The organism is Nitrospiraceae bacterium (genome assembly GCA_020632595.1).
Taxonomy (GTDB): Bacteria; Nitrospirota; Nitrospiria; order Nitrospirales; family UBA8639; genus Nitrospira_E.
Genome location: JACKFF010000004.1, coordinates 296,828 through 317,494 on the forward strand (window position 1 = coordinate 296,828; position 20,667 = coordinate 317,494).

Below are 20,667 nucleotides of genomic sequence, written 5' to 3' on the forward strand. Positions count from 1 at the left end.
TCTTGCACCACATCATCCGGGACTTCCCCCACACAGACGGGCGGTCGAAATCATCTCCTCTCCCCTCTTCCGCGAAGGGCCTCACACACGTCCTGTGGCGTCCGCGAATTTCCGGCTATTCGGAAATCGTCTTGTACAGTTTGACTGGGGCCCGTTTTTTCCGCATGCGAATATTGAGCATTTCCACCGTGACGGAAAACGCCATCGCAAAATAAATATAGCCCTTCGGGACATGCACATCGAACCCCTCCACCATCAGGGTCACACCCACGAGAATGAGAAATGAGAGGGCAAGAACTTTGATGGTCGGATGTTCATCGACAAAATCTCCAATCGCTTTTGCGGCCATCAGCATCACGAGCACGGCCAGGATGATGGCGATCGCCATAAGAGAAACCTGATCAACCAGACCGACCGCCGTAATGACTGAATCCAGTGAAAACACAATATCCAAAACCGCAATCTGAACGAGAACCATTCCCAAACTGGCAGCCACAATCGCGTGACCGCTCTCTTCTTCTATACCCTCCAGGCTGTTATGAATTTCATGCGTGGCTTTCGCCATGAGAAACAATCCACCGCCGACCAGAATAATATCGCGCCCTGAAATCGCATGGGTGAACACCGTCACCAAGGGTTCGGTTAACCCCATGACCCACGAAATCGAAAACAGCAATCCCAGGCGTGCCACCATGGCGAGGCCAAGCCCTGCTCTTCTGGCCAACGCTCGCTGACTCTCGGGAAGGCGTCCGACAAGGATGGAGATGAAGATAATGTTATCGATCCCCAGGACAATTTCTAATGCGGTTAACGTGCCTAATGCAATCCATGCTTCAGGACTTGTCAGCCATTCAAACATCAGATTCTCCTCTTCTTTCTTTGATCATCAAATGCGTTGAGCCATACCGGCAGCAACATTCCTCCGTAGCGATGTGCCACCGTTCAGGATGCGCCGGCATGAACATGTGCGCCTTGTTCTAGGGTGGATCTTGATCGTTTCTTGGTTCGTGAATAGGAAACAGTGCTGACCTGTCTTCCCGCGATGAGCTGTCCTCAGAATGCTATTCCCGAAAACTGTCTATAGATGACATAAGAGACCGCCCTATTCAACATAAGTGACTTACAAAAAATCACAAAAAATCAAATACTTACAGATTAATGTAATCATGAGTGTGTCGGTCGCAACCACCTCATCTTGACACCTCCCATGCCACAATGTAACCATTGGTTACATGACACCTGAAGCCTTCAAACAGATCCGGCAACGCCTCGGCTTAACCCAAACCCAACTAGCTGAACGCCTTCGCACCACTCGTATGACCATTACCCGCTACGAATGCGGAATGCGTCGGATTCCTGGAGTGGTCGAAGCCATCCTCTCCCAACTGGATTCCCCGACACAGATTCCCATGGCCGGCATCGTCGCGGCCGGCAACCCGATTGAACCCATTCCCCAAACTGAGCTGGTAGAGGTTCCACCCTCCATGCTGCGAACGGGAGACAATTTCGCATTACGAGTGAAAGGTGAATCGATGCGGGATGAAGGCATCCTGCCGGGTGACCTGGTGATTGTACACAAGCAACGAATGGCGCGAAATGGACAAACTGTGGTCGCGCTGGTGAATCAGGAGGCGACGATTAAGAAATATTACAACAAAGAAGAGCAAATAGAACTGCATCCGGCGAATGCAACCATGGCTCCGATTCTGGTGACTCCGCAGGATGAATTTGTGATTGAAGGAGTGGTGATCGGGGTCATTCGGCATTGTGGCTAGATGAAAAACGATGGACCGTCAAATTGTCTGTTTATGTATTCCTCGATTCGAAGTGGCCCTGGCACGCCTCGACGCTCCCTCCTTACGCACCAGACCTGTCGCCGTGGCTTCCGCCCATGCGTCCCGTGCCATCATCCGTGAAGTTTCTCCCGAAGCTGAAGACGCCGGCGTCATACCCGGACTTCCGGCCGATCGGGCCAGACGACGCTGTCCCTCGCTTCGACTCGTGCCTCCCAACCCGACTCGTGTTGCCCAAGCCCATCATGCCCTCGTGTCGTGCATGATCCCGATCGCACCCATTTGGGAGTCGTTTAGGCCTGGACATTTTTATTTAGATTTGACCGGCACCACTCGACTCTTTGGCGCAACCTGTGACACCACGATGCGTTTAGAGCGCGATGTCACATCGCGACTTGGGTTACACCCCGTCGCCGGTATCGGGACCAATAAGCTTGTCGCGCAAATGGCCAGCTCCATCCTCACGCCACCCCAACTCTGTGATGTCCGGGCAGGCTCCGAACAGGACTTTTTATCGCCTTTACCGGTCTCAATACTTCCCGGGCTACAAGGTCCTGAAGGATCCGCACTCCACACACGCTTGACCGATTTGAATCTACAGACCATCGGCGACGTGAGCGACGTAAGCCTGGAAGCTCTGGAAACCGTCTGCGGTCGATGGGGCCATCGGCTCTACCAGTGGGCACGTGGGATTGATTTTTTGCCGGTCGTGGCTCCTGAGTCCTCGCTATCGCTGACCCATTCCTATCTCTTTGAGCCGGATACGATTGACTACGACCGGCTCCTTGGAGGCCTGTCATGCCTTCTGGATTCTCTCTGCCATGATTTACGTCGACGACAGCGCCTGTGTCATCGCCTCAGGCTGACGCTGCTCTTTAGTGATCAGCTCACAGTTCACCATTCATCCGTCTTATCCACACCCACAGATTGGGAGGTTGATATGTTTCCATCTGCTCAGACCTTATTCCGTCGGTGCTTCCAACGACGCGTCCGCGTGCGCTCACTGACCATTCGAAGCAATAGCTTTCGTCCTCCACCCGAACAACTCTCGCTCTTCCCATTACACGACCCGGAAGAACCTCAGGCACTCCCCCGTCCCCATCGATTGGCATTAGCCCTTGATCATTTGCATACCCGGTTCGGCATGAAAGTCATTCAATGGGGACGTTCACACCTGGCCTCTCGTTTAGATTGAATAGGTGAGTTTTGAAAAATTCTCAAGCGATGCTCACACCTCTGCATCATGATCACCATCACTTTCATGACGTCAATTAACATGCAAAATAATCAATGGATAATAGGTGTTTGGCATTTTACAATGACAAAAATTAATCAAAAACTTTAGCTATTAAGTTATCCACAGACAGAAAAAAATAAGGCATCACTTTAATCAACAGGTTATCAACATCGGCATAAAGTAAAGTGATACTTTAACTTAAAATGGGCACGCAATTTATCATTATTGCCGCATTATTTCATGTCAGCCTTTGTTCATTTACACGTTCATTCGGAGTACTCCCCGATGCAGGGAGTATCCACACTGGAAACCTTGTGCCAGACGGCAAAGGGACAGGGAGCCGAGACACTTGCCCTGACCGATACGAACGGCCTGTACGGTGCCATTCGCTTTATCGAGGTCGCACAGGCCCATGGCTTACGCCCGATCCTGGGAGCCGAACTGACCCACAACCGGCACCGCGCCGTGCTCCTGGTCAAAGATTCTTTTGGCTATACCAATCTCTGCCGCCTGCTTTCCCAACGCCATTGCGATGACGACTTTGACTGCATCGCCTCGGTTCAGGAACACCGAAAAGGACTGATCATTCTCTCTGACGATCTTTCCGCACTGACGGCCTGGAAACGCCACTCACCTAGCGATCTGTACGTAGAGCTAACGCCAGGTGCGCTCATGCACCAGGCCCTGGCCTTTAGCCGCCGCACACGCCTTCCTCCCGTCGCAACCAACCGGGTGCATTTTGTAACCCCGCAGGAATTCCCCCTTCATCAAATTCTCCGTGCGATCGCCTTCAATACCACCCTCTCTCAATTGCCGCCGGAGGCATGCTGTGCACCCCATCATTGGTTGATGCCACCTGCGATACTGGATTCACAGTTTCCCCATGCGCCTCACGCGATAGCCAACACCAGAAAGATCGCCCAGCACTGCCAGACCGAGTGGTCGTTCAAAGAGACGATTTTCCCGAATTTTCGCCGGCTCTCCGACCCACATGCCTTCACTCTGCTACGCGAGAAGACCTACGACGGGGCCCGATGGCGGTACGGCTCACTGACAGCGGTCGTGACTGTTCGGATCGAACGCGAGCTGAGCGTCATCCGGGATAAAGGCTACGCTCATTATTTTCTGGTGGTTGACGAGATTGTCCGCCAGGCGCCTCGCACCTGTGGCCGGGGGTCGGCGGCGGCCTCCATCGTGTCCTATTGCCTGGGCATTACCCATGTGGACCCCATCCGGCACAATCTGTTTTTTGAACGCTTTTTAAATCCCGGGCGTCACGATCCGCCGGATATCGACGTGGATTTTCCCTGGGATGAGCGCGACGGCATTGTGGATTTTGTCTTTGCGCGCTATGGCAGCCGGCAGGCCGGCATGGTGGCCAATCAAAATACGCTCGCGCTCCGGGCGGCCGTGCGGGAAGTCGCCAAAGTCTATGGCATACCTCCGGCAGAAATTCAGCAGGTGAGTCGACTGCTGACCCGTCTCCCGCTCGCTGATCTTCCGGCTCAAGAGCCCTCTATCTCCCCATGCAATCAACCCGCAAGCCGGCAGACCCCCCGCCTTTCCAATATTCGAGAAAATGAAAAGCCTCGCTCCCTTCCATCTTCGCCGTCTTCGAGACCACATAAGAGGAAGAAGCTCGACTCATACCTTGATGAGGCCTCGGGGTTCACCGATTTATGCAAGCCATGGCCGGAAATGATCAGACTTGCTCTTCAACTTCAAGGACGGTTTCGTCATCTGTCCCTGCATTGCGGGGGCATCGTGATTGTTCCTGACGATCTCCGACGCTATGTGCCCGTGGAAGTGGCGGCAAAGGGTGTTCCGGTCATTCAATGGGAGAAAGATCAAACGGAAGATGCCGGCCTGGTCAAAATCGATCTCCTGGGCAATCGATCCTTAGCCGTCATTCGGGATGCCCTTGCGGCAATTGCGGAACACACCGGCCGACACATCGACTATGCCACCTGGGATCCGTTAACCGACCCCAAAACACAACAGCTCATTCAACAGGGTGAGACAATTGGATGCTTTTACATCGAATCGCCTGCCACCCGACTGCTTCTCAAAAAACTCTGGACGGGCATGCCGGCAGATCGGCGCGCACGCGCCGACGTCTTTGAGTATCTGGTCATCGTCTCATCATTGATTCGTCCCGCCGCAAACCGGTTCATTCAAGAATTTGTCCGGCGGGCGCATGGTGGCGCCTATCGCCCCTTGCATTCGTTAGTGGAAGACGTGCTCGTGGAAACCCACGGCATCATGGTGTATCAGGAAGACGTCGCCAAAGTGGCCATGGGTCTGGCGGGATTTTCCGTGGAAGACGGTGATCAACTCAGGAAAATTCTTAGCAAAAAACATAAGCAACGCCGGCTTCGCGATTATCAACGCCAATTTGTCGACGGCGCGCGCGCGCGCGGTGTGGATGCGCGAACGATCGAGCGGGTATGGGCAATGACGATGAGCTTTACCGGTTACAGTTTTTGCAAACCGCATTCGGCCAGTTATGCGCAGGTATCATTTAAGTCGGCCTATCTCCGCGCCCATTATCCTGGAGAATTCATGGCCGCCGTCATCAGCAACCAGGGTGGGTTTTATTCAACCTTCGCCTATCTGTCAGAAGCCCGCCGGATGGGATTGACCGTGCTCTCTCCGGACATCAATGCCAGCGGATGGGCATACGAGGGAGAAGGAACGACCATCCGCATGGGCTTGATGCAAATCAAAGGCATCGTCCGGGGATTCATCGATCGGCTTCTCGAAGAACGATCTCGCCACGGCCCGTTTCAGTCGTTTCATGATTTTTTGAGCAGGCTCAACCCCGAACCGGCGCAGACGCGGTTATTGGTTCTGGCAGGTTGCTTCGATGCCATTGCCGGTGAGGTCACCCGCCCCGGCCTGCTCTGGCGGGTCTATGCCGAGCATCCAACCTGTGGCATCTCCTCACCCCGATCAGTTGCACAACACGCCACCCCGCTGTTGCCCTCCGTTCGTCTGCTCCCGATTCCGAATGAATATGACACAGAACGGTTGATCCAGCATGAAATTGACCTTTTCGGCTTCCCCCTCCGTTGCCATCCGTTGACGCTCTACGCGAGGCATTTGCAAGGCCTGCAGATCACTCCCGCAACGGAGATGCCTATGCATATCGGCCATCGAATCATGATGGTTGGCTGGCTGATCACGGAAAAAGCCGCATCGACCAAACATGGCGAACCCATGGAATTCATCACGCTGGAAGATACGACGGGTCTCTACGACGCCACGTTGTTCCCGGAAATATTTCAACGATACGGACCGTTACTCACGAACGAACGGCCGCTTCTTCTTGAGGGATTGGTGGAAGAAGACTTTACCGCCACCACACTGACGGTGCAGCATATGCAAGTGATCGGTTAACACCCAAACTGCCCAAACAGAGACTTCCCCATTTAAGCATGGACCGAACACATCCTGGTTCAGGAAAACCCCACACCGTATTGCTACCCTGAGCCAACGGGGAAAGATCTATGTTCAAGCAGAAAAGTTATTTGTTAAGAGAGATTGCAGCCTGCAGCGACCATCTCGCCTTCGAAGGATAAGTGCCGACAACACGGGCGCTTAGGATTCTTTTTTCTTTGGCGGGTCAAACTCTTCCAGGGGCTGGAAATTAACTGGCAGTTGAAATAAATAATCGGTTACGGGCCGCAGCTTCACATGTCGATACTCGACACTCCAGCTTCCGTCCTTCCTGGTTAACTGCATCGGAAACTGAATGTCGGTAGCAAACCATTGGTAGTAGACATCGATCTCATCGCCCTGCTTCACCGTCACCTCGTATAAGATTGTCGGATGGCCCTCACGCGTCTCCGTGCCGATCTCTTCGCGCGAAATCTCTCCTTCCAGATGCTCACTCAATTTTGGCTCCTGAGCAGGATCGTAGGGAAGCGTCTTGAAGTGTCTCACGCGGGAGAGCAGCAGCCACATAAGTTGTTTGTCTTTTCGCACAATAGTGACGTTGACCGGACCCATCGACTGATGCTCCAACCGCCACCGGTCATCCCGATAGTACAGGTTGGCCTTTTGAGTCTGCCGCCCGAACTTAATGATTTGGTCTGCAGTAAATTCCAGTCCCCAAGCATCAATGCCTGACAAAACGCCACTGGCGATCAGTACGACGGTGAGAATCCAACAACGCATCCGTCATATTACCATATTTGAATCAGGTGCCTCAAAATTTTATGGACCGTGGCACATTTAACAATCTTCCTATTCTTCGTATGCCTAATATTCTCCTCTCCAATTTGTTCATTTCAACGAGCCTGGTTTCAGCCGAGAAAGTCTCTCATCAAAGATTTCACCCAACGTTAATTAGTGAATGTGAACAGTGCGCGGGTTGCGATTTCGCTCAGGTGGGAGAAAGGCAACCCCCAATATCAGGAACTCAAAAGTCATCCCGATGGACCAACATCTGTGTTTACTGGGATTGGGCAGAATTTTCCGTGAAGACATCTCAATGAGTAATCATGGACCTAATTTTGCAAAAAGACGCTAAAGGCCACAAATATTGGCGACAACACAATAAACCTATTTTCATCAGAAGATTTGAGAAAGCATCAAAAATCTCAACCATTCCCTGAATATGCTATGCAGGTTTCATAGGTAAAGGAGCGCTGTATGCTTGAAGAATTTGTTTACAACTTTACCCATAACTTATTCAAACCCTTGTTGCTATTTTTCTATCTTGGATTTTTAGTCCCCATTCTCAAAGTGCCGTTTGAATTTCCACACGTACTCTATAAGGGATTAACCATTTACCTTTTGATCGCCATCGGCTGGCACGGAGGGGAAGAACTGGCTTCTCTCTCAATGGCCGAGTTGCAACATGCTCTTGGGTTTATGGTGATTGGCTTTTTCACCAACCTGATCATCGGCATCGCCGCCTATGTCATCCTTCGAAAAACAAATTTACGTCGAATTGATGCAGCAACCGTAGCCGGATACTATGGCTCTGACTCAGCGGGGACTTTTGTGACCTGTCTCGGGGTCCTGGCTGCGGCGAATATCGCCTTCGCCGCATATATGCCGGTTCTTCTTGCCGTGATGGAAATCCCGGGCTGCCTGGTGGCCCTTTATCTCGTTTCACGTCTTCGGGCCTCCGGCAGGCTGGATGCCCTCGGAAATATGCCGGATGAGCCGGGATACAATCCTTACGCCCGCAAACTCGTGGACCCCGCAACTGAAGACGAAGACAGTCATAACAACCATGTCGAGCAAATCCCGGTTTCTTTGCCGGCCCAGTCGCTGGGCGCAGCAGCCGCGGCGGACTACGAGGAACCCAAACCGATCTTTAGTGGAAAGATGCTACACGAGATTTTCCTGAACCCGGGGCTGTATTTGCTCTTCGGGGGCATCTTGATTGGATTTATCAGCCGCCTCCAAGGTGTGAAGGTCACGGAGGTCGACGACAGATTCTTTGTTGCCCTCTTCCACGGCATCTTATCTCTCTTTTTATTGGAAATGGGAATGACCGCTAGCAGACGACTCAAAGACCTTAAACACGCAGGACTATCATTCATCTTATTCGGCCTAATCGCTCCAAACATTTTTGCCACGATCGGAATCGTAGTGGCCCATGGTTATAGTATGTTCCTCGGAGCTCCCTTTTCGCTCGGCACCTACGCGCTCTTTGCCGTGTTGTGTGGGGCAGCGTCATACATTGCGGTTCCGGCGGTTCAACGGCTGGCCATTCCAGAGGCGAGTCCGACCCTGCCATTGGCAGCCTCGTTGGGTCTGACATTTTCCTATAACGTGACCATCGGTATCCCCGTTTATATTATGATTGCCACGGCATTGACCAGAGCGATACCCGTTGGTTAACCATGGAATGCTTAAGAGAAGTGAAAAACGGCCATCACATGTTTGTATGTGAATAGGACGATCGCCTGGAACGAATCAATCCCACCTGTTTTCACACGGGAACCGGGTTAAACACCTGTTGAGAGTCTGGGGGTAATATATTCTGAACTGGCTTGATTATTTGCAACAAATTTCATGCTATTAAATACGGGCTTCCTGAAACTCCCCACCAAATAGTGTGGCTTCTTTAAACAGTCTCCTACTTCTGGCTCGGGACCTCATCCTCGCTCCGGATTGCCATTCATCCCCCTGGAAAGCAGGGGGCCTTTTGGCAGGTACAAGATTAAAATGTGCAGTGAGCCATATGGAACATTATAAAGCTGCCACACTGCCCTGATTGGTAGGGTGGCCCATTCAGACCGAATTTGGCTAAAAAAACATGCTCAAGTACTCCATTTTCATCAAGAAAAAGCCATCCAGGAAAAACGACTTCGTTCATATCCCAACATGATCATCGGACTTTAATTGAATTTTTGAAAACCTGGAGGTGCAAAATGCCCGCAGTCAAGGCAATTCTTGTTACCATCATTGCTGAAAGTAGTTTGGTACCGAATCTCAAAGATCTGGTGAAACGGGCGGGAGCGACTGGGTATACGATCGAAGAGGTCGCTGCAGGATTGGGCACACATGGACACCGGAGCGGCAATTTGGAAAGTGACCAGACAACCAAAATGATCCTAGTTGTTTCCCAGCCAGTGGCGCACAAGATCTTTGAAGAGATCGAACGGACATTGGAACCTCTTTATGCCATTACAGTCTTCAGACATGAGGTTGACGTCCTCATGCCCCGCGTCGACAATTAACCAATCAATTTCATCCCAGGGTGAGCTTCCTGGTCGAACCCAGCATTGGAGTCCCGGTGGAGAATAACCCTTTATTCATGACTTCTTTCAAGCACCTCCTGCACAAAAGGGAAAACGGGAAAAGCTCTTGACTTTACCAGGCATGAGACAAAGGAGAATGTCATGCAGTTTTATGGACGAGGATTATTGGCAGGTGTCATTCTCAGCCTATTCATCTTATCGAATCCGATCGTTGGAATGAATATGTCGGCCTATCAAGCGGAAGAAGAGGCCCGGCTTATTGCCATGCTCTTAAGCGCGGGTCGGGTCGTCATTGACCGAAATCAATCCTTAATCAATGATCCCAATCGAGACAACAAGGGATTCACACCTGAGGTGTTTGAACGACAGGTGATTGAGGAATTTCGCATCCGAACCGGGGTCGACCTCACGAAACCAACCCTGACTCATCTGCGTGGAAACGTGATAGAAGTCTTAGGTGAGTTATTGAAATCGAGCAAAGAAGTCGTTGCTGAAGCACAGCCGGAGATTAACCAAATGGGAGTCGGGTTTAAGAATTTCATTCCCGCCACTTTTGGCAGCCGGGTCTCTGAGCGTTTTTCTGGAAGGTCTGGCATTGGACTCAAACAAACCACGCTGCAACCCCGAAATCCGAAAAATGCCCCGGATCCCTACGAAGCTGCCGTGTTACAACGATTGTTGACCCAACCAAGCCAATCTGTGACGATTAGCGAAATGCCAGAAGGAGATAACAACCTCCGCCTCCTCATTCCGATTTATTACGGGAGTGATTGCCTGCAGTGTCATGGGGAACCAGCCGGCCAATTGGACATTTCTGGATACCCAAAAGAAGGAGCGCACGAAGGTGATTTAGCCGGAGCGATTAGTGTGTCAATGCCACTGGACCAACGATGAACGGGAAGAGTTTGCCCATGGGCTTGAGAAAGCGGCGAAGCAGACAGGTTAACAAAACGCCTCTCATACATATTCGTCAACTCATCAATAGCCTTCAAGCATTGGGCAGTGAAAGGGATTGAAAAATAATGACTGTGTTGGTCGGCCGATTTCTTTTGCCTATTCTTGTTCTTACTGGGTCTTTTAGCCTTCCTGCTCCGGCCACAGCCGGAGAAACTTATGCAATCCGGGATATCGGAGCCCTCGTGACCGGCGGCACGGTCGAGGATCTGACCAATGATGGACAGATCGTTGGCACAGCACCGCTTAGTTTGACAAGAAACCATGGCTGGTGGTTCGACGGAAAAAAGAACATCGACCTTGGTGCATGTGGTGGAGTTGGCTGTCGGATTATGGGTATCAATTCCAGGTCTCAAGTAGTGGGAAATATTGGACGTGATGCATTTATATATAGTGATGGAAAATTTATAGATATTTCAATCTTTGCTAAGCCTCCCGGAATGGCACTTGCTGTCAACAATGCTGCTTTTGTCGTGGGATGGTATACGCTCATTCCTCATTTAGAGGGAAACTCCACCGCTCCATCAGAACGGCACGCCTTCCTCTATCGCGGACGAAAGCTCACGGACCTGGGCACACTCGGAGGGAAGGAAAGCGTTGCCACAGATATTAATAATAGCGAACAAGTGGTTGGCTATTCGAGCACGTATCGCGATGAAACCCATGCCTTCTTGTACAGACAAGACCGAATGATCGATTTGGGGACCCTTGGGGGAACGGCAAGCAGAGCCAATAGTATCAACGACATGGGCCATGTGGTCGGAAGCGCCACTGTGGCGGATTCTAATCGACCACACGCCTTTCTCTACTCTGATGGAAAAATGTTTGACCTGGGAACCCTCGACAGACAGGAAAGCACCGCATTGGATATCAATCAATCAGGATACATCGTGGGCATGAGCGGTTCCCGTGGCTTTCTATATAGGGACGGAAAAATGCTGGACCTGAATTTGTTACTTTCTCCCCAGTCAGACTGGAAATCCATTCGCCCCTGTTGCATCAATGATGTCAACCAGATTGCCGGCATTGGAATATCTCATGACGGCAAATCACATATCGTTCTTCTTGACCCCATACAATAGAGATACCGTTCATCTCCCTGCAATCAGGTCATTGTAACGCCTGGTAGGACCATGCCCGTTGAAGGTGTCAAAATTCCTTGGGGATAGGGGTTTGTATTGTAATATGCCCGGCATCAATTCTTCGGATTGATTCTTTTCTCCTCAATCTCCTGAAGAGTTCGCATGAACGCGCAATTTCCATAGCGTAATTTGAAGGAAAAGACCCCAGATAACGGCTTAGACCATAATTGACAAGGCCTTCAGGATTATTCCCTTTTCACTACCTGTCCTAAACGGATCAGACTGAAGGCTTCTGAAATCTAATAGAAAAACCAAACTCATTGAGATCCCCTACCCAATTGCAGCCTGAATTGTAACAATCTGATTACTTAACAGAATTCCTTCGTGAAGCGTACGCCATTGATGCTGACTTCCATTTCAACCAACCAATGACACGAAGCCCCCATCTCTTCTAATAGACATAGCCTAAAAAACTTGTCTCAGCTCTTTCCTTTTCTTTGAATCAGCAACTTCCGAGGTACAGGTCGTTCAAAAAAAGGAATGCCTTTTTCATAGAACTTCGGGGGAAATGTGTGCGATTTTGCAACATGCTATCTGTTCATTTTTGTTCTTTTTCCGTTGGAAATAAATCCTTGAAAGACTTTGGCACCTTAAACCCATAATTTCCCAGTAGGGACTAAACGGACAAAATCCTAACCCAGAATGGAAAATTTGTATCAAGCAAGGGAAAAAACCCCAAGAAATTGGGAATTTTTCCCCGAACCGCATGTTCGTTAATTGAATGACCGTTGTTTTTTAAGGACGAAACCGAGCTTCGAAGTGTTTGGGTATGGTGCTTGCGTAGTTTTTCTATAAATTTTATAGGAGTTCCAAAAGAAAAAGGCGGACCTGAAGTACCCTCTGAATTTCTATGGTTATATTTGGTTGGACAAAGGCAATCTTGGATGAATCTATTTCAAAATTTGTAAGGAGGCAAAATGAGGTATGACGACTTCCCTTTCAGTAAGGATGAAGAAAAATTCCTCCTGACAGGAAGGAATGGCTCTACACCAAAAATGCCGAGGCCATCTTTCCGGAAAAATCAGGAAACACCAATCTTTGAACGTATCGTTTTATCAATTTTTGGGATATTGTTCTTCATATTTGCCACATATTATCTGGAAATAATATCACCTCCGGAAAACCTGCCAGCTTTTCACTGGATTTGGCATTAGGCATTGAACCCACCGCCGGACAAAAAATCCGAGAGTGCCTTCATCGTCCCTCAAAAGTCATGTGAGCCAGGATGAGAATTGAACTCTTCTTCACATGCACCCCCATGCCCCTGCCCTCTCATCCAATAGGAACCACACATTCGGGGCGATCATTTCTGGGATTGTTCACAAGCTGACTGACGGCATAGGCTTCCATCTCCTCGGGTGGACACGGTCGGAGCAACGCATTAACTCGTTCAATAGTTTGCAAAGATGGGTCGAGCCAATCGGCATAGTCTTTCGAACTTAAAATGACCGGCATGCGATGATGGATAGGTTCCATCACCGCGTTGGGAGCCGTCGTAATGAGTGTGCAGGTTTCCAAGGGGTGCGCTTCGTTTTTTTCCCACCGTTCCCACAAGCCGGCGAACGAAAAGAGCCGTTGATCCTTAAATCGAACATAATAGGGTTGTTTGATGTTTCCTTCTTCCTTCCATTCATAAAAGCCATCGGCCCAGACCAGGCAACGTTGTTGTTTAAATGCTTTGCGGAAAGCCGGCTTCTCCGCCACAGTCTCTCCGCGGGCATTAATCAACTTATTCCCGATGCTGGGATCCTTAGCCCATGAAGGCACCAGTCCCCACTTTAATTCCATACATTCCCGTTGTCCCGACTCAGGGTTGATGCGCACACAGGCCACCATCTGCGATGGAGCAATGTTGTAGCGTGGGCTCAATGGCGGGAAGACCTTGAGGCCCAAGAGTTCCGCCAAATGCTGGAAATTCTCTTTACGTGTGAACCGACCGCACATAATTGAATGTTATCAAACCTCAGTTTTGACCTCACCCTATAAAATCCCTGAAACAAAGGGAAGAAATTTTATAGTGACCGGCACAAATGACAAAGGCCGGATTCATTCCCAGCCTTCTTTAAATGGATCGTTTAAATATTGAATTCCTGAGGTCCACCCCATGGGATGCATGCAGGGATAAACCCAAATCCTTGACGCTACGCACTTTTTTTTGATGAAGGCAAAAGGGGTCTGTGGGCTTTTTAATTATTTAAAAGAGCAACCAGACCTGGGAACCGTTCAATGCAGAGGATCAGGAGGTGGGTTTGAGGAAGTTATAACCGGGCATGAATGGCTTGTAAGATCTGTCGGGAGCGGATTTCATCTCCCATCACTCCTACCCGAATCACAATTTTTGACCGGGAGGAAGTAAGCGAAGTAATCGAGATCCATATCTTTTTTTGATCAGCCGTTTCTGACTCCAACTCAGCAGCCAATTTATCTCCCCGTTCTTTGTCAACGGGGAGTTCCAATGCTTTCATGGCGGCCACGGCAGCCCGCTGAACATTTGATACGGGAGCATTGACCTCATCCTCCAGTTTCCCCATGACATAGGTCGCGCCGGCGACACCGGCCCCCGCACCAGCACCTAACAGCACCACTGCACATCCGGACATGAGCGGCATGGCCCACCAGACCAAAAGAAGCATGATGCCGCAATTTTTCATCAAAAATATATTTGTTTCCGGTTTCAACGCTCGATCTGTCCTTTGCACCATTAAAGCCTTGTAAACTCCATCAGAACCATTTCAAAGTCACGTATATGGTGTTATCGGATGCAGGTTAATAGAGTTAAATGAAATTACCCGAAGCAACTTACTCTCCCCTATGGCGATAGGAATGACTGAAACAGAACGAAAAAATCATATCAGGGAGCGGAAGGCAAATCATCCAGGTTTTATATTTCTTCAAAATACATTATGTGACACCTGGTGTTTCTTTCGCCAGGCGCCAGCAGAGATTTATCACTTTTTTTGCAATTGAATAAAAGCGAAAAGTCCCTTTTTCGAAAGTTACACAATCTATTTTGTCCGGCACAATATTGGGGTGGCTTTGTGGTGCGTCTGGGGCTATAATCCTAAACTTTTCGGGTTCCGTGCACTGTTAGTAGGCTCTATCTCAACGTCCGCTCACGCCAAATCTTTCAGTTGCAGACCCACTTTTTACACAGTCTTTCGTAAGATTGTCCAAAATCCCTTTTAAGTAGGAGTGATTGTTGATCGTCCGTGATGTGTGATGAAGCGTCCGTTGATCACACACAAGGATTTACCAAGGAGAATCATGACATTGAGATTGAAGCTCTTCATCGTCGTTCTTAGTATTACGCTGTTCAGTGGAGGCGGTCCTCTTTATGCCGCAGTTCCCGGACAGATTTCACTTAAAGATGGCACCATTCTCAAGGGTAAAATATTTGGCATGACGAATGGTGTCCTCCGGGTGAGAGCAGCGGCGAGTATGCACAATCCAATTCCGCTTCGTTGGAAAGAGGTAACGGGGTTGGCGACTGAAGAGCCGGTCACTGTTGTTCTGGATACCGGCGAGATCTATGAAGGCCGAATCCAATTGACTGAATCCGGGGCCATCCAGGTGTTGAGAGACCAGGACCCGACTCCCGTGATGATCACCCTCAATTCCGTAAAGGCCATCAAAAGCTCAAAACAGGAAACGGCGGCGGGTGAAGAGGAAGAGTTAGATGAGATCACTCTCAAAAATGACATGCATCTGATCGGAACCATTGTCTCAATGGAAGAAAAGACCCTTACTATCAAAACTGCTTATGCGGGAGACATATCGGTTCAGTGGGATGAAGTGGAACAAGTTCAGTCGCGAACACCGCTTTCCATTCAAGTTTTTGAGGAGGGGCAGGATTCCAACGGAGATGATTTTCTCAAAACCTCCCGTACGACTGTGACCACGTTAGGAGGAAGTGAAGGCATATCGCCCGCACAAGTGAAGACCATCAATATTCCGGAACTTCGTTATAGAGGAAACTTCGACCTGGGAGGAAATCGCACGAAGGGGAATACGGACACCACGGCTGTGAACGCCTCAACCGACAATACGGTTTGGACAGAACGACACCGTGGCCTCATGAACGGCAAATATGCCTTTGCCTCGGCCGATGGAAACAACACAGCCAAAAATGCCAGAGGCACACTCGGCTATGATTATTTTTTCACCAAAAGGTTGTTTTCCACCGCTAAAGAATATCTTGAATATGATAAGTTTCAGGGATTAAAAATCCGGAGTACGACCGGCCTGGGACTCGGCTATCAGATTTTTGATTCTCCAAGCCACAGTTTAAGTGTATCCACCGGGCCGGCGTTTGTGTATCAAAAGTTTAAAGAGACCGGGACGACCAAAACCGTTACCGCTTCGTGGGGCGTGGATTGGGAATATGATCTGATTGCAGATCGGGTACGAATTTTTCACCGTCAAAAAGGATTTCGCGACCTGGGAGTAGGAGACAGTACTGCCCTACGGTGGACATCCGAGCAGGGAGCTCGCATAGAAGTGTATGGAAAATTGTATCTGAAGGTAGCATTCGAATACCGGTACAACAGCGACCCGGAGCCAGGGAAGAAAAAATCGGATGAAGCGTTCATATGGGCCTTGGGCTATGAGTTTTCGAGTTGATTGACGGTTAGTCTCCCGCGTTTTCTCCCAACCTCTACGAACAACCACTGAACCCTCCGGCACTCGGAAATGGGTCCCCATGCTTGATCTTGACTCACATCCACTCATGAGGACATAAATCCAGGGGTCGCGAGTCATTACTTGCCGCACACCATAAGATGAAAGAACAAGCTCAGGTGGTGGAGGCCATGGGACCTCACAAATTACACCGGCAGAATTGCATCCACAAAAATTCCGGACTACAAGGTCTGTCTTCCGGAGATAGGTAGCCTATCCGGATCTCAACGAGGTTCGGGTTTATTGGGTAGAATGCGTCAGCAATACAAACCCGCTCTCTAAAAAAGGCCGGGTAATTTATTGAAAAAGTTACACTTATAACTTGACTCGACAATCATTGGCAGCACCGGTCTTATCCGTAGACTCGGGACAGACTCACTCGTCTGTTCCGGCGCCGGCTTTATCATAGTATTGCTCAGTGCGAATGGGACAGAGGCCTTTTTTTCTCACAATGGCCGTCGTGTCTCGTATCATGCCGCCATTTCCGCAGAGATAAAAAGTCACATTGCTCACTGATGCCACCTGGTTCTCCACTAATGTTGTCACTCGTCCGATGGCCCCTTTCCAACCGTTTTCCGACCGTGACAGGATTGTGATATAGCTGAAATTCGGATACCGTCGTGCAAGCGCTTCCAATTCATGTTGGTAGTAAAGATCTCGTTGGCTCCGCAAGCCCCAATACAACCTCAAAGTTCCCGCTTCAGGTTCCTCCAAGAAGGTAGAGAGCATTGAACGGAACGGTGCAATCCCGGTTCCCGTGGCCACAAAGACGAGATCTTGTCCAGGTTTCTTCTGGAGGAGAAACGATCCATTGGGTCCTTGGAAGGTTACGGGATCTCCTTCATGAAGACTGAACAAATAATTTGAGCCTGGACCATCAGGAACCCGGTTAAAGAGGAGGTTGATCCTATGACACTGACTGGGTGGGGAGGCAATCGAATACTGCCGGGGTACGTACTGATTCAATCCCGGATGCCAGACCTTCAGAGAAATCCACTGTCCCGCCTTGAAGTCGATTGCATCCGGGGCGAGAAGGTTAAGCTCCAACTCGCGGACGTCGTGGGTCAGATCCTTGACTCGACTGACCTGGGCGTGAAATTCTTGCATTATTTTGGATGCCTACCGATCGAGATAACTCTTTAGAGCGTTCCATTACACATTACCAAGCCGAAAAACCGCGTGCAAAATTTAAAGGAACATTGCCGCACCGCACACAATGAGGGCGGCTGCCCATCAGTGCCCAATTCTGGAAAGCAAAAATCACACATGCATGAGGAAGTCAGAATAAAAAAAGTGAAGATGGACAGACATAGCATCCCTTTGCCCAGAAAAACCTCCCAATGAGGAACAACAACGTGATACTCTTCAACTTATTTGCCCTATCCGCCCCAAGCTCCCATATCCTGTAATATTGGATGAATCACTCGCCATAACCAACGGGCACTTTCCCCACATTACAGAATCACCAGATTGCCTTGGGCCAACTCAAAGCCGGCTTGTCCTTTTTACCGGAACGATCCCCGCATTTTAAATTCCGGATGAATTCGTCTAGAATCAACACTCCGGGCATGACCCGATGGCCAATGCCTAATCGGACAGCGGAAATGATTCTTTTCTGTATCCCACTGACTCATTTCGATTGATTGGTTGTGGAGCCGAGCATGGACTTTCCCAAGTTTATCGAGCAGATCAAAAAAACCTATGGCATCACGAATGATTACGCCCTGGCAAAAAAACTCAAAGTGAGTCAACCTGAGGCCAACTGGTTTCGCCGCGGGAAAAAAGTACCGAATGCCACGGTATGCATCCGGATAGCCAATCTTCTCAAAAAAAATCCCGTCGAACTCTTAATCGTTGCCCAGAAGGACCGGGCCGCCCCGGAAGAAAAGAGCCATTGGGCCATGGCGCTGTCAGCCGTCGATGTCATGATGCATGTGCCGGAACGACCCAGATACATTCCCCAAAAAGTGGAGGCCATAGGCCAGGAACTCCGTCAGCTTGAATCCCAAATGCTGTCCTATGAGGGCACCATTGCGCAGAATGAAGCCATTCAACTGCTCAATACCGTGGAGTCCACCATTGATTCGATGATGGAACGATGGCAGATATGGAAACGGGACGGCCCCCTCTTTCCCAGTTATTTATTGGCAAATCAAGCAGCAGTTCGGCGGGGAGTCAAAATCCGGCGGGTGTTTATCTTCACCAGAGAGCAGATGAGCGATGCCTATCAAGTCCAAGACTGCCTTCAGGTATTAAACGATCAACGACACGCGGGGATTGCCGCGTTTTTCGGATTTCGCGAGCAGCTAGCCACGACCCTCATCTATCAACGATTGGTTGCAGAATTCCGAACCCGTGGCGTCAAAGAAGAGATCAATGCCGCGTTATTCGATAACGAAATTCTCATCTTTTCCCGCTCCTATGCCACCAGGGATTTGGGCATGAACAACAGTGGTTCGATCCCTATCACCGTCATTGACCAGTTGAATATTTCCTGGAAACCGGACCATTTACGTGATCTGAATCCAAGCCCTCTCTTTGAAACCCGCTTTGTCTTCGAATATCAAGGAGAACGCCAATTCAAAACACAACTCAGTCGGTTTCTTCGGACATACTCTGAAAACAAGGACTAATTAGGTCTTCCGGCCGCCAGGTTTTCTTCCAAATGCATTCTCATTGAGGATTATCGACTGGTCCCCAATATGGTGGATCACATTTAACAAAAGCTTTTACCTTCGGCCGCATCCAATCATCTCCCTTAAAGAAGGCGAGGGAGGTTGGGCATCTTAACCAGAAGGTACGATACTATAGGAATTTCTATCCGGCATTTCTTTTGAAGAACATTGTTGGCTTTTGGCCATAGGTTTGGGGCGCAGATCGTTTGTCTGACTCAGGATGACCGAAATCAACATTCGAGAGCTTTTATATTTATCCTACCGGTCGTCGATAAAGAGAAATTCCCGCGCAGTAGGGCCGATGTAGGAGGCTCGTGGCCGGATTAGACGATTGCGATCCTGTTGTTCGATAATATGGGCACACCACCCACTCAACCGGCTTGCGACAAAAATGGGCGTAAAGGCTTTTTGGGGGATTCCGATGAACAGGTAGACCACGGCCGTATAAAAATCAAGATTCGGAAGGAGCCCCTTTTCTTCCTTCATCGTCTGTTCAATGATTTCTGCAATCTCGTACCACCGCGTCTCGTCCGCATGGTGACCCAGCGCTTTCGCTCGTCGTTTGACGATAGCCGAACGCGGATCCTCATGTTTTAAGACTCGATGGCCAAACCCCATGACCCGTTCTTTCCGGATCAATTTGGAATGGACCCACCCTTGCGCTTTTTCCGGGTCCCGAATTACATGGAACATCTCCGCCACAGCTTCATTCGCTCCGCCATGAAGGGGGCCTTTGAGTGTCGCAATAGCCGCCGTGACAGCCCCATAGAGATCAGCCAGGGTTGAGCTCGTGACCCGACCGGCAAACGTCGAGGCATTCAATTCATGCTCGGCATAGAGATTAAGAGAAACCTCCAGTTCTTTCGCATGATCTTCCCGGAGATTCCCTGTCAACAAATACAAGAGGCTTTGGGCAAACGACTTTGTGGCCGGAGCCTGAAATAGAGGATGATCGAATCGTGTTCGAACGGCCCAGGCAAGAAGTAGAGGCATTTGTGCGAGTAACCGGACGGCCTTTCGGAGGTTCGCCTCATGGGAGATATCCTGAGCTTCAGGATCGATCATCCCGAGAAACGACACCCCGGTTCGCAGCACATCCATGACATTCGCAGAAGCTGGAACCGTTTGGAGAAATTGCCACACGACCGGGGGTAAGGATCCGGCATGAGCCAACTCGGCCTGCCACTCCTGAAGATCGCGGGATGACGGTAAATCTCCATGCAGTAATAAATATGCCACTTCTTCAAACGTCGCCTGCTCAGCCAGCTCTTCAATGGCATATCCTCGATATCGTAAACTTCCCCGCGTCTCGTCTATTTGGCAAATGGCTGATTCCCCCACCACCACCCCGTCCAGCCCGGGATTATGAACGGCCGTTTCCATGAAACACCTGCCTTTCTTTTACAGGCCTGTTAAAAATTTTGTGCCCTGAGGCGGTCCAAAGAGGCCGTCAGTTACATGCTCAGG

15 protein-coding genes are annotated in these 20,667 nt (G+C 49.9%); 9 read left to right on the forward strand and 6 right to left on the reverse strand.

Annotated elements, in window-relative coordinates; translation table 11 throughout:
- Positions 1–115: 115 nt before the first annotated feature.
- On the reverse strand, positions 116–859 hold the full coding sequence (locus tag H6750_10545; GenBank protein ID MCB9774747.1) for a TerC family protein: 744 nt from the start codon (positions 857–859) through the stop codon (positions 116–118).
- 373 nt (positions 860–1,232) lie between these two features.
- Here H6750_10545 and lexA point away from each other — a divergent pair, with 373 nt between their 5' ends.
- From lexA to H6750_10560, 3 genes are all read left to right on the forward strand, one after another.
- Positions 1,233–1,775 carry a repressor LexA gene (gene lexA / locus H6750_10550; GenBank protein ID MCB9774748.1) on the forward strand — a complete coding sequence of 181 codons (543 nt, stop codon included), beginning with the start codon at positions 1,233–1,235 and terminating at the stop codon, positions 1,773–1,775.
- Between the two features lie 10 nt (positions 1,776–1,785).
- Complete coding sequence (locus tag H6750_10555; protein MCB9774749.1) at positions 1,786–2,988, forward strand: hypothetical protein; 1,203 nt, start codon at positions 1,786–1,788, stop codon at positions 2,986–2,988.
- A 327-nt stretch (positions 2,989–3,315) separates the two neighbouring features.
- Complete coding sequence (locus tag H6750_10560; GenBank protein ID MCB9774750.1) at positions 3,316–6,429, forward strand: DNA polymerase III subunit alpha; 3,114 nt, start codon at positions 3,316–3,318, stop codon at positions 6,427–6,429.
- Positions 6,430–6,630: 201 nt separating this feature from the next.
- Here the strand turns inward: H6750_10560 and H6750_10565 are convergent, their stop codons facing one another.
- Positions 6,631–7,209, reverse strand: a complete 579-nt coding sequence (locus tag H6750_10565; GenBank protein ID MCB9774751.1) for a hypothetical protein — start codon at positions 7,207–7,209, stop codon at positions 6,631–6,633.
- A gap of 477 nt (positions 7,210–7,686) precedes the next feature.
- Between H6750_10565 and H6750_10570 the strand changes: the two genes are divergently transcribed.
- The 4 genes from H6750_10570 (at position 7,687) to H6750_10585 (ending at position 11,788) form a co-directional block, all read left to right on the forward strand.
- On the forward strand, positions 7,687–8,889 hold the full coding sequence (locus H6750_10570; GenBank protein MCB9774752.1) for a sodium-dependent bicarbonate transport family permease: 1,203 nt from the start codon (positions 7,687–7,689) through the stop codon (positions 8,887–8,889).
- Between the two features lie 533 nt (positions 8,890–9,422).
- Positions 9,423–9,731, forward strand: coding sequence for a hypothetical protein (locus H6750_10575; protein ID MCB9774753.1), 309 nt, complete (start codon positions 9,423–9,425; stop codon positions 9,729–9,731).
- Between the two features lie 162 nt (positions 9,732–9,893).
- Positions 9,894–10,646 carry a DUF3365 domain-containing protein gene (locus H6750_10580; protein ID MCB9774754.1) on the forward strand — a complete coding sequence of 251 codons (753 nt, stop codon included), beginning with the start codon at positions 9,894–9,896 and terminating at the stop codon, positions 10,644–10,646.
- 128 nt (positions 10,647–10,774) lie between these two features.
- Positions 10,775–11,788 carry a hypothetical protein gene (locus H6750_10585; protein MCB9774755.1) on the forward strand — a complete coding sequence of 338 codons (1,014 nt, stop codon included), beginning with the start codon at positions 10,775–10,777 and terminating at the stop codon, positions 11,786–11,788.
- A gap of 1,332 nt (positions 11,789–13,120) precedes the next feature.
- Here the strand turns inward: H6750_10585 and H6750_10590 are convergent.
- Both H6750_10590 and H6750_10595 read right to left on the reverse strand, forming a co-directional pair.
- Positions 13,121–13,792 (reverse strand): SOS response-associated peptidase, encoded by a 672-nt coding sequence (locus H6750_10590; protein MCB9774756.1) that lies wholly within the window; start codon positions 13,790–13,792, stop codon positions 13,121–13,123.
- 314 nt (positions 13,793–14,106) lie between these two features.
- Complete coding sequence (locus H6750_10595) at positions 14,107–14,550, reverse strand: DUF3568 family protein (GenBank protein ID MCB9774757.1); 444 nt, start codon at positions 14,548–14,550, stop codon at positions 14,107–14,109.
- Between the two features lie 562 nt (positions 14,551–15,112).
- On the opposite strand from H6750_10595, the gene H6750_10600 reads away from it, so the two are divergent.
- Positions 15,113–16,468 carry a DUF481 domain-containing protein gene (locus H6750_10600; GenBank protein MCB9774758.1) on the forward strand — a complete coding sequence of 452 codons (1,356 nt, stop codon included), beginning with the start codon at positions 15,113–15,115 and terminating at the stop codon, positions 16,466–16,468.
- 432 nt (positions 16,469–16,900) lie between these two features.
- Here H6750_10600 and H6750_10605 read toward each other — a convergent pair whose 3' ends face one another.
- A complete protein-coding gene (locus tag H6750_10605) occupies positions 16,901–17,632 on the reverse strand; it encodes a hypothetical protein (protein ID MCB9774759.1) in 732 nt (243 codons plus the stop codon).
- Between the two features lie 554 nt (positions 17,633–18,186).
- On the opposite strand from H6750_10605, the gene H6750_10610 reads away from it, so the two are divergent.
- Positions 18,187–19,158: a hypothetical protein gene (locus tag H6750_10610; protein ID MCB9774760.1), complete on the forward strand. Its 972-nt coding sequence runs from the start codon at positions 18,187–18,189 to the stop codon at positions 19,156–19,158.
- Positions 19,159–19,458: 300 nt separating this feature from the next.
- Here H6750_10610 and H6750_10615 read toward each other — a convergent pair whose 3' ends face one another.
- Entirely contained in the window at positions 19,459–20,583 is a 1,125-nt protein-coding gene (locus H6750_10615) for a citrate synthase (protein MCB9774761.1), read from the reverse strand.
- Positions 20,584–20,667 lie beyond the last annotated feature (84 nt).

Bases quoted from the DNA above. Each gene is read 5' to 3' on its own strand.
- H6750_10545 (MCB9774747.1), bottom strand. From the start codon at position 859: ATGTTTGAATGGCTGACAAGTCCTGAAGCATGGATTGCATTAGGCACG.
- H6750_10560 (MCB9774750.1), top strand. From the start codon at position 3,316: ATGCAGGGAGTATCCACACTGGAAACCTTGTGCCAGACGGCAAAGGGA.
- lexA (MCB9774748.1), top strand. From the start codon at position 1,233: ATGACACCTGAAGCCTTCAAACAGATCCGGCAACGCCTCGGCTTAACC.
- H6750_10600 (MCB9774758.1), top strand. From the start codon at position 15,113: ATGACATTGAGATTGAAGCTCTTCATCGTCGTTCTTAGTATTACGCTG.
- H6750_10580 (MCB9774754.1), top strand. From the start codon at position 9,894: ATGCAGTTTTATGGACGAGGATTATTGGCAGGTGTCATTCTCAGCCTA.
- H6750_10610 (MCB9774760.1), top strand. From the start codon at position 18,187: ATGGACTTTCCCAAGTTTATCGAGCAGATCAAAAAAACCTATGGCATC.
- H6750_10595 (MCB9774757.1), bottom strand. From the start codon at position 14,550: ATGGTGCAAAGGACAGATCGAGCGTTGAAACCGGAAACAAATATATTT.
- H6750_10575 (MCB9774753.1), top strand. From the start codon at position 9,423: ATGCCCGCAGTCAAGGCAATTCTTGTTACCATCATTGCTGAAAGTAGT.
- H6750_10570 (MCB9774752.1), top strand. From the start codon at position 7,687: ATGCTTGAAGAATTTGTTTACAACTTTACCCATAACTTATTCAAACCC.
- H6750_10555 (MCB9774749.1), top strand. From the start codon at position 1,786: ATGGACCGTCAAATTGTCTGTTTATGTATTCCTCGATTCGAAGTGGCC.
- H6750_10585 (MCB9774755.1), top strand. From the start codon at position 10,775: ATGACTGTGTTGGTCGGCCGATTTCTTTTGCCTATTCTTGTTCTTACT.
- H6750_10565 (MCB9774751.1), bottom strand. From the start codon at position 7,209: ATGCGTTGTTGGATTCTCACCGTCGTACTGATCGCCAGTGGCGTTTTG.
- H6750_10615 (MCB9774761.1), bottom strand. From the start codon at position 20,583: ATGGAAACGGCCGTTCATAATCCCGGGCTGGACGGGGTGGTGGTGGGG.
- H6750_10590 (MCB9774756.1), bottom strand. From the start codon at position 13,792: ATGTGCGGTCGGTTCACACGTAAAGAGAATTTCCAGCATTTGGCGGAA.
- H6750_10605 (MCB9774759.1), bottom strand. From the start codon at position 17,632: ATGCAAGAATTTCACGCCCAGGTCAGTCGAGTCAAGGATCTGACCCAC.